The sequence below is a fragment of the uncultured Sphingomonas sp. genome, from assembly GCF_937871615.1.
Classification (GTDB): domain Bacteria; phylum Pseudomonadota; class Alphaproteobacteria; order Sphingomonadales; family Sphingomonadaceae; genus Sphingomonas.
The window spans coordinates 1-13,189 of the sequence record NZ_CALMPA010000011.1 but is presented as its reverse complement, the minus strand read 5'-3'; the positions used below and the strand labels follow the sequence as shown (position 1 = coordinate 13,189).

The window sequence follows — 13,189 nt, the reverse complement described above, 5'->3', positions numbered from 1 at the left end:
CACCGGCGTCTATCCGGCACTATGACGCCTTCATGCTAGAGATGCGCCCCGATTGCGAACGCTGCGGCGTCGATTTGCCCGCCGACGAGGGCGGCGCCTTCATCTGTTCGTTCGAATGCACTTTCTGCGCGGATTGCGCGGATCGGCTTGACGAGCATTGCCCGAATTGCGGCGGGGAGTTGCTCGATCGCCCGGCGCGGGTCGGCGACGCGCTGAGGAAGCACCCCGCCTCCACCAGGCGCCATTTCAAGGGCTGAGCCGGAAATGACCCCGCGCGTCCTGATCGTCGCCGGTTCCGATTCGGGCGGCGGCGCCGGCATTCAGGCGGATATCCGCACCGTGACGATGCTCGGCGGCCATCCGATGACCGCGATCACGGCGCTCACCGCGCAAAACACGCTGGGGGTGGAGGCGGTCCATGCGGTGCCGCCCGCGTTCGTCGTGGGGCAGATGGCGTGCGTTGCCGGGGATATCGGCGTGGATGCCGTAAAGATCGGGATGCTGGGCGGCGGCGAGACGGTGGATGCGATCGTCGATGAATTGTCGTCCGGGTGCTATGGCGTGCCGATCGTGTTCGATCCCGTGATGGTGGCGACGAGCGGCTCCGTGCTGGCGGATGAGCGGACGATCGCGGGGATGGCGCGGCTGGCGCGGCGCGCCACGGTGATTACGCCCAACCTGCCCGAACTGGCGGCGCTGACCGGGGGCGATGTGTCGTCGCATGACGCGGCGGCGATGGCGGCGACCGAATATGCGCGGGCGAGCGGCGTGGCGGTGCTGGTGAAGGGGGGGCACGCCGAGGGCGACACGATCGTCGATCGGCTGGTTGGACGTGATGGCGAGATCGCGTGCTGGTCCGCACCGCGCATCGACACGAAGCATAGCCATGGCACGGGCTGCACGCTTGCCAGCGCCATCGCCGAGGGGCTGGGGCGGGGAATGACGCTGCCGGACGCGATCTCCCGCGCGCGGCTGTTCGTGCGTATCGCGCTGCGCGAGGCGCCGGGGTTCGGCGCGGGGCATGGCCCGATGGGGCACCAGCGGGTGCGGCTCGATGCGGATCTGGGCGGGATGCTGCCAAACCAGATCACATTGCCCGCCACCGATCATGCGGCGAGCCTCGCCTTCTACCGCGCGCTTGGGCTGGTGCCGATCGTGGACAGCGAAGCGCGTTATGCGCGGTTCGAGAGCGCAGGGGGCACGACATTGTCGATCGAAGCGGCGGGCGAGATCGGGCATCGGGCGATCGTCTTCCTCGAAGTGGCGGACATGGATGCCACCGTTGCCGCCGCCCGCGCGCGCGGTATCACGGTCGCGGAGCCGATCGACCAGCCGTGGGGCTGGCGCGAGGCGCGGCTCGCCGATCCCGCCGGCAACCCATTGTGTCTCTATACGGCGGGCGAGAATCGCCGCTTCCCGCCGTGGCGCCTGCCGTGCCCGGATTGACGCATGAACGCCGCTATCCGTCCCCCGTGGCCGGGGTGGATGAAGCCGGGCGCGGGCCGCTCGCCGGGCCGGTGGTCGCCGCCGCGGTGGTGTTGCCGGCAAAGGGCGTGCCGCGCGGGATCGACGATTCGAAAAGGCTGTCCGCCACCGCGCGCGCGGCGCTGTTCGCGCGGATCAGCGATTGCGCGATCGTCGGGGTGGGGGTGATCGAGGCGGAGGAGATCGATACGCTCAACATCCTTTGGGCGACGATGAAGGCGATGACCCTCGCGGTGGACGCGGTGGCCGCGCAACTCGGCCACGCGCCGGGGCACGTGCTGGTCGACGGCAATCGTCTGCCGCGCTGGGATTATGCCGCCACCGCTTTGGTTGGCGGCGATGCGCTGTCGCTGTCGATCGGTGCCGCCTCGATCATCGCCAAGCACACGCGCGACGCGATCATGATCCGGCATCACGAAACCTGGCCGCATTACGGCTGGGCCTCGAACAAGGGCTATGGCAGCGCCGCGCATCTGAGCGCGCTGCGTGAACACGGCCCGACACCACTCCACCGCCGCAGCTTCGCCCCCGTCGCGCAGGCGGCACTGGCGTTGTAGCGCGCGTGGCGGCGTGGCGGTGAATCATGCGCCGCGCTGATTGATTCGGGATGGCCGCCGAATCACGCGAGAGGCGTCGGAACGCCGGATCGGCGCTCATCGGGCGGCGGTTCGACAATTTTTCACGGTCCCGCGCGCGATTGAGTCTTTCGCGTCACACCGCGAGATATTGAGTCAAGCGAGTCGGGCGAGACTCTACATCTGCCCGTGGCCTCGAAATGTTCCGCCTCGTTAACGAATTGGAAACGGATTGCGTTAACCATTGAACGCTTGACGGATTCCATCTCCTTCGCGCTTCTGGCGCTTCATTAAGGGGGTACGCATGGGGGTTATCGAGAAGGTTGCGGCGAAGCGCGAGCGCGCCGAGGAAGCGGTTCTGCCGCTCGACCAGATCCTCATGGGGGATTGCATCGCGACGATGAAGACGCTGCCGGCAAAGTCGGTGGACATGATCTTCGCCGATCCGCCCTATAATCTGCAGCTCGGCGGCGAGTTGTTCCGGCCCGACGGCAGCCATGTCGACGCGGTGACCGACGATTGGGACAAGTTCGACACCTTCGCCGCCTATGACGCGTTCACCCGCGCCTGGCTCAAGGAGGCGCACCGCATCCTGAAGGATAACGGCACGATCTGGGTGATCGGCAGCTATCACAACATCTTCCGCGTCGGCACGGCGGTGCAGGATCTGGGTTACTGGATCCTCAACGACATCATCTGGCGCAAGGCCAATCCGATGCCGAACTTCCGCGGCACGCGCTTCACCAACGCGCATGAAACGCTGATCTGGGCGTCAAAGGGCGAGAAAGCGAAATATACCTTCAACTATCGCAGCATGAAGACGCTCAACGACGAGCTTCAGATGCGATCGGATTGGGAATTCCCGATCTGTGGTGGTGGCGAGCGGCTGAAGAAAAATGGGCAGAAGGTCCATCCGACGCAGAAGCCGGAGGCGTTGCTCTATCGCCTGCTGCTCGCCTGCACCAAGCCGGGCGACGTGGTGCTCGATCCGTTCTTCGGCACCGGCACGACGGGCGCGGTGGCGAAGCGCCTCGGGCGCCGCTGGATCGGGATCGAGCGCGAGCCGGGCTATTGCGCGGCGGCGATCGAGCGCATCACCGATGCGCTGCCGCTCGACGAATCCGCGCTTTCGACGATGCAGTCCCCGCGCCAGCAGGCCAAGGTGGCGTTCGGCGTGCTGGTGGAAAACGCCATGCTTCCGGCGGGCAGCATCGTCACCGACGCCAGGCGCCGCTTCCGCGCCACGGTGCGCGCGGACGGTAGCCTGGCGAGCGATTGCGGCACGATCGGCTCGATCCACAAGCTTGGCGCGACATTGCAGAAGGCGCCAGCGTGCAACGGCTGGACGTTCTGGCATTATGAGGCCGACGGTCAACTCAAGCCGATCGACGCATTGCGGCAAACCTATCTGCTCGCGACACAGATATAAGATCGCTATCGGGCATCATGTCGACGACAGGTTCGGGGTGACATGACGTGAGCAGCCTCCAGATTCGCCCGATTCATTTCGTCGATACGCCGGTCGGGCTGCCGGAGGGCAGCGTCGCGCGGCTTGCCGGGGGGATGCTGTGGTTCGGCGCCTATGAGGTGCGCGACGGTGCGGCGCGTTATGTCGCGCCGGTCAGCGATATCGCTGCATTCGGCGCGCGCGCGCAGTTGCTCCACGAACGCATCACCATGCCGCGCCCCGCATTGACGCTGGGCGAGCGGGTGTTGCGGTTCGATCAGCCGCTCGTCGCGGGAATCCTGAATGTCACCCCGGACAGTTTCTCGGATGGCGGCGCTTATGCCGACGACCCGGCGGGCGCGACGGCGGCGGGCATCGACATGCTCGCCGCCGGCGCCGCGCTGATCGACCTTGGCGGCGAATCGACCCGCCCCGGCGCGCCGCTGGTGTGGGAAGGCGATGAGGCGAAGCGCGTTGCGCCGGTGGCGCAGCGGCTGGCGGCGGCGGGCGCGCTCGTTTCGATCGACACGCGCAAGGCCGCGGTGATGGAGGCGGCGCTCGCCGCCGGCGCGCGGATCGTCAACGATGTGTCGGCGCTGTTGTGGGACGAACGCTCGGCGGATGTCGTGGCGCGTGCGGGTTGCCCGGTAATCCTGATGCACTCGCCGGACCCAAAGGCCGGCCCGCATGGCGGCAGCGGATACGCCGATGTGGTGGGTGAGGTGTTCGATTGGCTGGAGGCGCGCGTCGAAGCGGCGGTAGGCGCCGGGGTCGATCGCGGGCGCATCATCGTCGATCCGGGCATCGGCTTCGGCAAATCGCTCGCCGACAATCTGGCGCTCATCAATCACCTCGCGCTGTTCCACGGGCTTGGCTGCCCGATCATGCTGGGGGTGAGCCGCAAGCGGATGATCGGCGCCTTGTCCGGCGAGGCGCCGGTGGATGAGCGGCTGGGCGGCTCGATCGCGCTGGCGATCAAGGGCGCGGACGCCGGAGCGCAGATATTGCGCGTCCATGATGTCGCCGAAACCGTGCAGGCGCTGCGTGTCTGGCGGGGCTTGCGCGATCGGGCGCTGGTTGGCTGAACGCGCGATGCCCGTCGATCTCATCTGCCTCGATGCCGATGACACGCTGTGGCACAACATGCGCTTCTTCGCCGTGGCGGAGGAGGCGCTGGTCGCGATGCTCGCCCCCTTCGCTGAAGCCGGGATCGCCCGCGCGACGCTGGCGGCGGTCGAGCGGCGCAACCTCGCGCTCTATGGCTATGGCGCCAAGGCCTTCACGCTGTCGATGGTCGAGGCGGCGCTTGAACTGGGGGGCGATGCATTGCCGCTGTCCGCGGTGCGCGAGATTCTCGCCGCCGGGCGCGCCTTGCTGGGTCACCCGGTGGAATTGTTCGACGGGATCGAGGATACGCTGGCGGAACTTGCCGATCGTGGGCGGCTGGTGCTGGTGACCAAGGGCGATCTGCTGCATCAGGAAATGAAGCTCGCGGCCTCCGGGCTGGGCAACCGCTTCTCCGCGATCGAGATCGTCAGCGAAAAGACGCCCGAAACCTTCAGCCGCCTGTTCGAACGCCACGGCGCACGGCCGGAACGATGCGTGATGGCGGGCGATTCGATGCGATCGGATGTATTGCCCGCGCTCGCCGCCGGCGCCTGGGCGGCCTTCATCCCGCAGCCCGGAGGATGGGCGCACGAAGCCGCGGCACCGCCCGAAGACCGGGCGCGTTTCGCGACGCTGGCGCGGCTCGCCGATCTGCCGGGCTGGATCGACGGACTTGGCTAGCGCCTAAGCCGCGTTGTCGATGCCCAGTTCCACCAGCTTGCGATAGAGCGTCGATCGGCCGATGCCGAGCCGGCGCGCCACCTCGGTCATCCGCCCGCGATAATGGCCGATCGCCAGCCGGATCACATCCGCCTCGATCTCCTCCAGCGGGCGCAGATGGCCATCCGCGCTGAACAATGTCACCCCGCCCGATGGCGCCATCCGCTGCGTGCTTGGCACGGCATCGCGGCGCGCCGCGAGCGCGGCGATCTGCGGAAAGTCACCGCGGGTCAGGGCGTCGCCGTCGCATAATACCGCCGCGCGGAACAATGCGTTCTGGAGCTGGCGGACGTTGCCCGGCCAGTCATATTCGACCAGCAGCGCAAGCGCGTCGTCGGTAATGCCGAGCTGGCGCAGCCCCGGCTGGCGGGCGATGCGCGCGAGCAAGTGACGGGCCAGCGCGGGAATGTCGCCGACGCGATTGCGCAGCGGCGGGATCGTCACCTGCACGACATTGAGCCGGTAATAGAGATCCTCGCGGAAGCGCCCGGCCTCCACCTCCTCGCCCAGGTTCTTGTTGGTCGCAACGATCACCCGCACATCGACTTCGCGGGCATGGCGTGCGCCGATCGGCTGGAGTTCGCCGGATTGCAGCACGCGCAGCAACTGCACCTGCGCATCGAGCGGCATCTCGCCGATCTCGTCGAGGAAGATCGTGCCGCCATCGGCGTCGACGAACTTGCCCACCTTGCGCTCGAACGCCCCGGTAAAGGCGCCGCGCTCGTGCCCGAACAGCTCGCTTTCGATGAGATTGGCGGAGATGGCGCCGCAATCGACCGTAATCATCGGCTTTCGCCCGCGCGGCGAGGCGGCGTGGATCGCCTCCGCCACCACTTCCTTGCCCACCCCGCTTTCGCCGTCGATCAGCACCGCCACGCGCGCGCGCGCCGCTTTGGCCGCGATCGCCAGCGCGGCGCGGAAATCGGGCGCCGAGCCGACGATCTCGTCGAAGCCCAGCATCGCCGGGATTTTTTCGGTCAGCGGGCGCAATTCGCCAGCCTCCGTCCCCGCCACCGCCGCCTCCAGCGCGGCGAGCAGCCGTTCCGGCGCAAGCGGCTTGACCAGAAAGTCGGTCGCGCCGGCGCGCATCGCGGCGACGGCATGGGAAACCGATCCGTCGGTGGCGGCGACCAGCACCGGCAGCGCCGGGCGACGGCCACGCAATTCCCCGATCAGCGTGCCCGCGCCATCGTCCTCGCCATGGTGATCGAGCACCACAGCGTCGAGCTGCATCCCATCCTGGGTGCCAAGCGTCGCGATGGCCATTTCCGCATCATCCGCGAACACGGTGCGCCAGCCGCCGCGCGCGGCGAGCGCCGCGACCAGCCGGCGCCGGCCGGGATCATCGTCGATCAGCATCAGCAGCCGTTGCCCGTTGCGCGTCATTCTTTTTGTTCCATTCCGATACGGCGGGGACGGAATCGGCAGATAGCCCGGATGGGTAAAAGCTCGCTTAAGCACCGGCGCGTGACGGCCACCGGGCTTGAGGCCCGGCCTAAGCGTCGATAAGGAGCAGGACGAATCAGGGGAGCGGGAGGACGCAATGGCCGATAAGTCCGGAATGAAAGCGCATGTCGCGACTTATGCAGGCGTTATGAATCTGCTCAAGTGGGGAAGCGTTGGCGCGATAGTGATCGTAGCCCTGGTCATCTGGCTGATCCATCGCTGATCCGCATGAAGATCGCCGTCCTTAAGGAAACCGTGGATGGCGAAAGGCGCGTTGCCGCCACGCCGGAAACGGTCCGCAAGTTCATCGCGCTCGGCGCGGATGTCGCGGTCGAGCATGGCGCGGGAAGCGCCGCCGATGTCGCCGATCAGGGCTATGCCGATGCCGGCGCGACGCTGGGCGATCGCGCGGCTGTCATCGCCGGCGCCGATATCCTGCTTGGCGTGCAAGGCCCCGATCCGGCGACGCTGGCCGGCGTGAAGCCGGGCGTCTGGCTCGCTGCCGGGCTCAACCCGTTCGGCGAGCGCGCGCGCGTCGATACCTATGCCGCTGCCGGTATCGAGGCGCTGGCGATGGAATTCATGCCGCGCATCACCCGCGCGCAATCAATGGATATCCTGTCGTCGCAGTCGAATCTGTCCGGCTATAAGGCGGTGCTGGACGCGGCGGGGGAATATGGCCGCGCTTTCCCGATGATGATGACGGCGGCGGGGACGATCTCCGCCGCGAAATGTTTCGTCATGGGCGTGGGCGTCGCGGGGCTTCAGGCGATCGCCACCGCGCGGCGGCTTGGCGCGCAGGTTTCGGCGACCGACGTGCGCTCGGCGACGAAGGAGCAGATCCAGTCGCTCGGCGCCAAGCCGGTCTTCGTCGAGAATGTCGCCGGGATCGAGGGCGAAGGATCGGGCGGCTATGCCACCGAGATGTCGGCGGAATATCAGAAGGCGCAGGCCGAACTGGTATCATCGCACATCGCCAAACAGGATATCGTCATCACCACCGCGCTGATCCCCGGTCGCGCGGCGCCCCGGCTGATTTCGGATGCGCAGATCGCCTCGATGCGGCCCGGCAGCGTGATCGTCGATCTCGCGGTGGAGCAGGGCGGCAATGTCGAGGGTTCGGTCGCCGGTCAGGTGGTCGAGCGGCATGGCGTGAAGATCGTTGGGCATCGCAACGTGCCGTCGCGGCTCGCGGCCGACGCCTCCGCGCTGTTCGCGCGCAATCTCTACAATTTCCTCTCCGCCTTCTGGGACAAGGAGCAGGGCCGCCCGATCCTCGACGAGGAGATCGGCGATGCGATCCGGTTGACCCGCGATGGCAAGGTGGTGAACGCGAGGCTTTTGGGGTGAGCCTTGTGCTGGCGACCGCCGCCGCGCTGCTCGCGGCTGCCGTGCCGCAGCCGGCGGAGCGCCGGGCGGTGGACGTGCGCGCCACCGGCGATGCCGCGCTGACGCAGCGATTGTCGGATGCGCTGATCGCAAGCCTGGGGGAGGCGAAGCGCCTGCGCCCGGCGGATGGCGATGACCGGGCGGGGCTGTCGCTGGTCATTCTCGGCAACGTCACCGAAAAGGGCGACCGTTTCGATTACATGGTCGATCTGGTCGAGCCGGGCAGCAATTTGTCGTCGCGCCGGCTCGGATCGTTCAACGGGTCGTGCCGCGAGGCGCAGATCGCGCGCTGCGCGGCGGATATCGTCGCGCGGGCAGCGCGCAAGGTGGGGGGCTGAGCCGTGGACTTTATCTCGATCCTGTCGATCTTCGTGCTGGCGTGCTTCGTCGGTTATTATGTGGTGTGGTCGGTCACACCCGCACTGCACACGCCGCTGATGGCGGTGACCAACGCGATCTCCTCGGTCATCATCGTCGGTGCGCTGATCGCCTCGGCGGCAGCGGGCAGCGCCAGCTCGAAATGGCTCGGGCTGATCGCGGTGGCGCTGGCGAGCGTCAACATCTTCGGCGGCTTCGCGGTCACCGCGCGTATGCTCGCGATGTACAAGAAGAAGGATCGGCCGGCAGCGAACCGGCACTGACGCCGGCATCGTCCCGGCGAAAGCCGGGATCGTGTGCCGCAGGCGCGCGCTTGCGATAAGAAAGTCCCGGTGCCTGCCGGGTGAGGTTTAGGGGGAATGGAATGGAACACGTCGCGGTGAATCCCTGGGCGGCACTGGCCTATCTGATTGCCGGCGTGTGCTTCATCCTCGCGCTGCGCGGGCTTTCCAGCCCGACATCGAGCCAGCGCGGCAACCGTTTCGGCATGATCGGCATGGGGCTGGCGGTGGTGACGACGCTGGTGACGCATGGGCTGGGCGCGTCGCTGGAGATCGGGGAGCACAAGGCGGTTGCCGGGCTCGATCTCGATCCGGTCGCCCTGCTCGAAATCCTCGCCGCGATCGGCATCGGCGGCGCCATCGGCCTTGTCACCGCGCGCAAGATCGCGATGACGGCGATGCCGCAGCTCGTCGCCGCGTTTCACAGCCTCGTCGGCATGGCCGCGGTGCTGGTCGCCGCCGCCGCTTATCTTAACCCGACCGCGTTTGGCATAGTCGATGCGGCGGGGCAGATATTGACGGTCAGCCGGATCGAGATGGGGCTCGGCGTCGCGATCGGCGCGATCACCTTCTCCGGCTCGGTGATCGCCTTCGCCAAATTGAACGGCAATATGAGCGGCGCGCCGATCCTGCTGCCCGCGCGGCATGTGCTGAACCTCGGCGTGCTGGTCGGCATCCTCATCCTGATCGCCTATTTCACGCAGGATCAGGCGCCTTGGGTGTTCTGGACGGTGACGGCGCTCAGCTTCGCGATCGGCTTCCTGCTCATCATCCCGATCGGCGGCGCGGACATGCCGGTGGTGGTGTCGATGCTCAACAGCTATTCGGGCTGGGCGGCGGCGGCGATGGGCTTCACGCTGCACAATACGGCGATGATTATCACCGGCGCGCTGGTCGGCTCGTCGGGCGCGATCCTCAGCTACATCATGTGCCGCGCGATGAACCGCAGCTTCATCAGCGTGATCGCCGGCGGGTTCGGCGCGGAGGCGGTGACGAGCGGCGGGGCGGCCAAGGCCGATCGGCCGTGGAAGCGCGGATCGGCGGAGGACGCGGCGTTCCTGATGAGCCAGGCCGAACAGGTCATCATCGTTCCCGGTTATGGCATGGCGGTGGCGCAGGCGCAGCACGTGCTGCGCGAAATGGGAGACAAGCTCAAGGAGCATGGCGTCCGCGTCAAATATGCCATCCATCCGGTCGCAGGGCGGATGCCCGGCCATATGAACGTGCTGCTCGCCGAAGCGAACGTGCCATATGACGAGGTGTTCGAACTGGAGGATATCAACTCCGAGTTCGCGCAGGCCGACGTGGCCTTCGTGATCGGCGCCAACGACGTGACCAATCCGGCGGCCAAGACCGACAAGACCTCGCCGATCTACGGGATGCCCGTGCTCGACGTGGAGAAGGCGAAGACGGTGCTGTTCGTGAAGCGTTCGATGGGCGGGGTCGGCTATGCCGGCGTCGACAACGACGTTTTCTATATGGACAATACGATGATGCTGCTCGCCGACGCGAAGAAGATGGTCGAGGAAATCGTCAAGTCGCTCGATTGATGGTCGGGCGATACATCCATTTCGGATCGACGCTCGCCCTGCATGGGTGCCAACGATCCGAAACGGAGATGAACGCGCTGCACCGTTTCGGTTGTTTGCGTAATTTGCCGCCGGTCGTTGCTGATCGGAGCCCGGAATGTTCCACGAGATGATACCAGCCGCCGAAAGCCAGGCACGGTTCGATGCGCTGATCGTCGCCACGCCGCGATTCTCCCACGAATGCCCGCTGCGTGATGCGGTGACGGTGGCGGGTGGCCGGGTGCTCGCCAGCGTGGGATGGGCCGAAGCGCCGGATCACCTCGAAGCGACCGCCACCGCGCCGCTGCTCCTGCTCGATGCGCGCGACGTGGATGACGAACGGCTCGCGGCGACACTCTACCGGATCGACGGCATCGCCACCGGGCGCGATCTCGCGATTGTCGCCGGGGTGACGCGCGAACAGATTGATATCGCCGGCGCGGGGCTGATCGGTCGCCGCGTCGAATTGCTGTGCGATCCGGAGCCGGGCGACTGGGCCGCCACGGTTGCGGTGTGGCGTGCGCTAAACGGCGCGACGATGCACGATCATGTCGCCGAGAGCGAGGCGGCGCGGCTTTCCCGGCTCAACGCGGAAGTGGCGCGGATCGCCGATGTGCTCGCCCGGCTCAGCCGTCCGCAGGAGCCGGTCGGCGATCCGCGCGATTCGGTCGCGGACGGGCGCGCCTCGTTTGCCGCACGCGCCGAGGAGCCGATCGCGATTGATCCGGTCGAAATCCGCCAGGTCATCCGGGCGCGTCGGCTGCGCGACAAGCAATTCGGCAAGGGGCTGTTCGAGGATCCGGCGTGGGACATGATGCTCGATCTGTTCGCCGCCCATCTGGAGCGCGCGGAAGTGTCGGTATCGAGCTTGTGCATTGCCGCCGCCGTGCCGCCGACCACCGCGCTGCGCTGGATCGGGCGGATGAGCGACGCAGGGCTGTTCGAGCGTCGCGCCGATCCGTTCGATCGCCGCCGCGCGTTCATGGGATTGACGAGAACCGCGCTCGACGGGATGCGCGCCTATGTCGGTATGGCGCGGGCGATGGCACTGCCGCTCGTCTGAACGCTTGCGATATCGCGCGCCCTCTGCCATCGGCGTCATCGCAAGGGCGGTTAGCTCAGTTGGTAGAGCATCTCGTTTACACCGAGAGGGTCGGCGGTTCGAGCCCGTCACCGCCCACCATTTTGTCGTTCGGCACGCGATTCAGTGCCGGATCAGCGCCACCAGTTCCATGATCGTGCCGCGCGCGAACGTCAGCAGCGTGGCGCCGTAGATCCCCGCCCCCACCGCGACCAGCACCGCCAGATGAAATAGGGGAGCGAGCGGCGGCAATTGCGCATCGACCAGCAGCACCCCCGCCGCCATCGCCGAGGCCGCGGCGAGTGGCGGCGCGATCGCCGCCGCCATGCGCGGGAAGCTCGCGCCGATCACCGGCAGGGAGCGCCAGCAGGTGAAGCCCAGATAGATCGGATAAGCGCCGATCCACGCCCATCCAAGCCCGATCGCATCCCAGCGCACCGCGATCAGAAAGGCGGTGGCAAGGATCAGTGCCCCGGTCGCGCCATTGCGCACGCCGATCCCCGGTCGCCCCAGCGCGTCGCACGCCGGGCTGAACAGCACCTGCAATGTCATGAACGGCATCGCGCAGGCCAGCAGGCGCACCACCGGGATCGCCTCGGCCCATTTGTCACCCAGCATCGTCAGCACCAGTGGCTCGGCGGTGGTCGCCAGCCCGAAATAAAAGGGCAGCGCGACCAGCATGATGATGCGCACCGCCTTGAGGAACGCGGCGGCGGTGGCGTCTGCATCGTGCTGGATGCGGGCATAAGCGGAAAACGCCACTTCGTTCAGCGGCGGCACGAACTTCGAGACGAAGATCTGCGTCAGGAACAGGCTGGTGGTATAGATGCCCAGCATGTGCGGCGTGAAATGCCGCCCGGCGATGAACACATCCGCCTGGCTCTGGAGGAACCAGAACAACTGGCTCGCCGCCATCACCCCGCCGAACCGGGCCAGCCCGCCGGCGCCGCGAAAATCGAACGACGGCCACACCAGCGCGCGCGCGGCGATCGTCATGCCGATCGCGCGGGTGAAGAACAGCGCCATCGGCGCGAACACCAGCGTCCATACGCCGAGCCCGGCGAGCGCCCCGCCCAGCGCGGTGCTCGCGCTGACCATCGAGGCGATCATATTGACCTTCGCCTGGCGCCGGAAATCCATTTCGCGGCTGAGCAGCGCGTATGGGAGCGCGATGAACGGGGTGGCGATATAGAGCAGGCTCTGCACGCGCAGCAGCGTCGCCACCTCGGGCTGGCGGTAATAGCTCGCCGCGACCGGCGCGAGCGCGAGCTGCACGAGCGCCAGCGTGAGGTTGAGCGCGATCAGCATACCGAACAATTGGCGGACCTCATGTCGCGTGATCGCCTGCCGCTGCACCAGCCCGCTCGCCAGCCCATAGCCGTTGAGCATGTTGAGGAACACCAGCACCACGCTGGTCATCGCGTAAAGGCCGTAATCGTGCGGGCTCAGAATCCGAATCACGAGGAAGGTCGCGGCCCATTGCACCAACTGGGCGAGGATCTGGCTTCCCGATCGCCAGATCACGGCGTTGCGCACCTGCTTTGCGAGCGATTCTGTCGGTTGATTCGGTTGGTGGGTGGTCGCGTCCATCGTGCCGCGCTTAGCCGGGGCGCCCTTCACAACGGGTTAAAGTCACGGTTTTCCGGTCTTTTCCTGCTTTAGGAAATAAAATTGCAAAAAGTGTTTGACGGTTTGGTGGGGTGGGCATAGAA

Annotated in this window: 14 protein-coding genes and 1 tRNA gene; 13 read left to right on the top strand and 2 right to left on the bottom strand. The window is 66.9% G+C overall.

Going from position 1 to position 13,189, the window contains the following annotated elements; translation table 11 throughout:
- Nucleotides 1-32 precede the first annotated feature (32 nt).
- The 6 genes from Q0316_RS01135 to Q0316_RS01110 all read left to right on the top strand — a co-directional run bounded on the left by Q0316_RS01135 (nt 33) and on the right by Q0316_RS01110 (nt 5,295).
- Nucleotides 33-257, top strand: a complete 225-nt coding sequence (locus Q0316_RS01135) for a DUF1272 domain-containing protein (RefSeq protein WP_298668393.1) — start codon at nt 33-35, stop codon at nt 255-257.
- Nucleotides 258-264: 7 nt separating this feature from the next.
- Nucleotides 265-1,446 carry a bifunctional hydroxymethylpyrimidine kinase/phosphomethylpyrimidine kinase gene (thiD, locus tag Q0316_RS01130; protein WP_298668390.1) on the top strand — a complete coding sequence of 394 codons (1,182 nt, stop codon included), beginning with the start codon at nt 265-267 and terminating at the stop codon, nt 1,444-1,446.
- Entirely contained in the window at nt 1,434-2,042 is a 609-nt protein-coding gene (locus Q0316_RS01125; protein WP_298668387.1) for a ribonuclease HII, read from the top strand. The genes thiD and Q0316_RS01125 overlap by 13 nt, the downstream gene beginning before the upstream one ends.
- A gap of 322 nt (nt 2,043-2,364) precedes the next feature.
- Nucleotides 2,365-3,489 carry a site-specific DNA-methyltransferase gene (locus Q0316_RS01120; RefSeq protein WP_298668384.1) on the top strand — a complete coding sequence of 375 codons (1,125 nt, stop codon included), beginning with the start codon at nt 2,365-2,367 and terminating at the stop codon, nt 3,487-3,489.
- Between the two features lie 47 nt (nt 3,490-3,536).
- Nucleotides 3,537-4,592, top strand: a complete 1,056-nt coding sequence (gene folP / locus Q0316_RS01115; protein ID WP_298668380.1) for a dihydropteroate synthase — start codon at nt 3,537-3,539, stop codon at nt 4,590-4,592.
- 7 nt (nt 4,593-4,599) lie between these two features.
- Nucleotides 4,600-5,295 carry an HAD family hydrolase gene (locus Q0316_RS01110; RefSeq protein WP_298668377.1) on the top strand — a complete coding sequence of 232 codons (696 nt, stop codon included), beginning with the start codon at nt 4,600-4,602 and terminating at the stop codon, nt 5,293-5,295.
- Between the two features lie 3 nt (nt 5,296-5,298).
- On the opposite strand, the gene Q0316_RS01105 is transcribed toward Q0316_RS01110, so the two are convergent.
- The gene (locus tag Q0316_RS01105) at nt 5,299-6,720 is read right to left on the bottom strand and encodes a sigma-54 dependent transcriptional regulator (RefSeq protein ID WP_298668374.1); all 1,422 of its coding nucleotides are present in this window, start codon (nt 6,718-6,720) and stop codon (nt 5,299-5,301) included.
- 157 nt (nt 6,721-6,877) lie between these two features.
- Between Q0316_RS01105 and Q0316_RS01100 the strand changes: the two genes are divergently transcribed.
- The 7 genes from Q0316_RS01100 to Q0316_RS01070 all read left to right on the top strand — a co-directional run bounded on the left by Q0316_RS01100 (nt 6,878) and on the right by Q0316_RS01070 (nt 11,579).
- A complete protein-coding gene (locus tag Q0316_RS01100) occupies nt 6,878-7,003 on the top strand; it encodes an aa3-type cytochrome c oxidase subunit IV (protein ID WP_298668371.1) in 126 nt (41 codons plus the stop codon).
- A 5-nt stretch (nt 7,004-7,008) separates the two neighbouring features.
- Nucleotides 7,009-8,130 (top strand): NAD(P) transhydrogenase subunit alpha, encoded by a 1,122-nt coding sequence (locus tag Q0316_RS01095; RefSeq protein ID WP_298668369.1) that lies wholly within the window; start codon nt 7,009-7,011, stop codon nt 8,128-8,130.
- Entirely contained in the window at nt 8,127-8,507 is a 381-nt protein-coding gene (locus Q0316_RS01090) for a hypothetical protein (RefSeq protein ID WP_298668366.1), read from the top strand. The genes Q0316_RS01095 and Q0316_RS01090 overlap by 4 nt, the downstream gene beginning before the upstream one ends.
- A 3-nt stretch (nt 8,508-8,510) precedes the next feature.
- Nucleotides 8,511-8,810 carry an NAD(P) transhydrogenase subunit alpha gene (locus Q0316_RS01085; protein ID WP_298668363.1) on the top strand — a complete coding sequence of 100 codons (300 nt, stop codon included), beginning with the start codon at nt 8,511-8,513 and terminating at the stop codon, nt 8,808-8,810.
- 101 nt (nt 8,811-8,911) lie between these two features.
- On the top strand, nt 8,912-10,378 hold the full coding sequence (locus Q0316_RS01080) for an NAD(P)(+) transhydrogenase (Re/Si-specific) subunit beta (RefSeq protein WP_298668360.1): 1,467 nt from the start codon (nt 8,912-8,914) through the stop codon (nt 10,376-10,378).
- Nucleotides 10,379-10,514: 136 nt separating this feature from the next.
- On the top strand, nt 10,515-11,459 hold the full coding sequence (locus Q0316_RS01075; protein ID WP_298668357.1) for a MarR family winged helix-turn-helix transcriptional regulator: 945 nt from the start codon (nt 10,515-10,517) through the stop codon (nt 11,457-11,459).
- 44 nt (nt 11,460-11,503) lie between these two features.
- Nucleotides 11,504-11,579, top strand: a tRNA-Val gene (locus tag Q0316_RS01070).
- 21 nt (nt 11,580-11,600) lie between these two features.
- On the opposite strand, the gene Q0316_RS01065 is transcribed toward Q0316_RS01070, so the two are convergent.
- Entirely contained in the window at nt 11,601-13,067 is a 1,467-nt protein-coding gene (locus Q0316_RS01065; RefSeq protein WP_298668354.1) for a lipopolysaccharide biosynthesis protein, read from the bottom strand.
- Nucleotides 13,068-13,189 lie beyond the last annotated feature (122 nt).

Excerpts from the sequence above, each read along its gene's own strand:
- Q0316_RS01135 (WP_298668393.1), top strand. The coding sequence starts at position 33 with ATGCTAGAGATGCGCCCCGATTGCGAACGCTGCGGCGTCGATTTGCCC.
- thiD (WP_298668390.1), top strand. The coding sequence starts at position 265 with ATGACCCCGCGCGTCCTGATCGTCGCCGGTTCCGATTCGGGCGGCGGC.
- Q0316_RS01120 (WP_298668384.1), top strand. The coding sequence starts at position 2,365 with ATGGGGGTTATCGAGAAGGTTGCGGCGAAGCGCGAGCGCGCCGAGGAA.
- Q0316_RS01110 (WP_298668377.1), top strand. The coding sequence starts at position 4,600 with ATGCCCGTCGATCTCATCTGCCTCGATGCCGATGACACGCTGTGGCAC.
- Q0316_RS01105 (WP_298668374.1), bottom strand. The coding sequence starts at position 6,720 with ATGACGCGCAACGGGCAACGGCTGCTGATGCTGATCGACGATGATCCC.
- Q0316_RS01100 (WP_298668371.1), top strand. The coding sequence starts at position 6,878 with ATGGCCGATAAGTCCGGAATGAAAGCGCATGTCGCGACTTATGCAGGC.
- Q0316_RS01095 (WP_298668369.1), top strand. The coding sequence starts at position 7,009 with ATGAAGATCGCCGTCCTTAAGGAAACCGTGGATGGCGAAAGGCGCGTT.
- Q0316_RS01080 (WP_298668360.1), top strand. The coding sequence starts at position 8,912 with ATGGAACACGTCGCGGTGAATCCCTGGGCGGCACTGGCCTATCTGATT.
- Q0316_RS01075 (WP_298668357.1), top strand. The coding sequence starts at position 10,515 with ATGTTCCACGAGATGATACCAGCCGCCGAAAGCCAGGCACGGTTCGAT.
- Q0316_RS01065 (WP_298668354.1), bottom strand. The coding sequence starts at position 13,067 with ATGGACGCGACCACCCACCAACCGAATCAACCGACAGAATCGCTCGCA.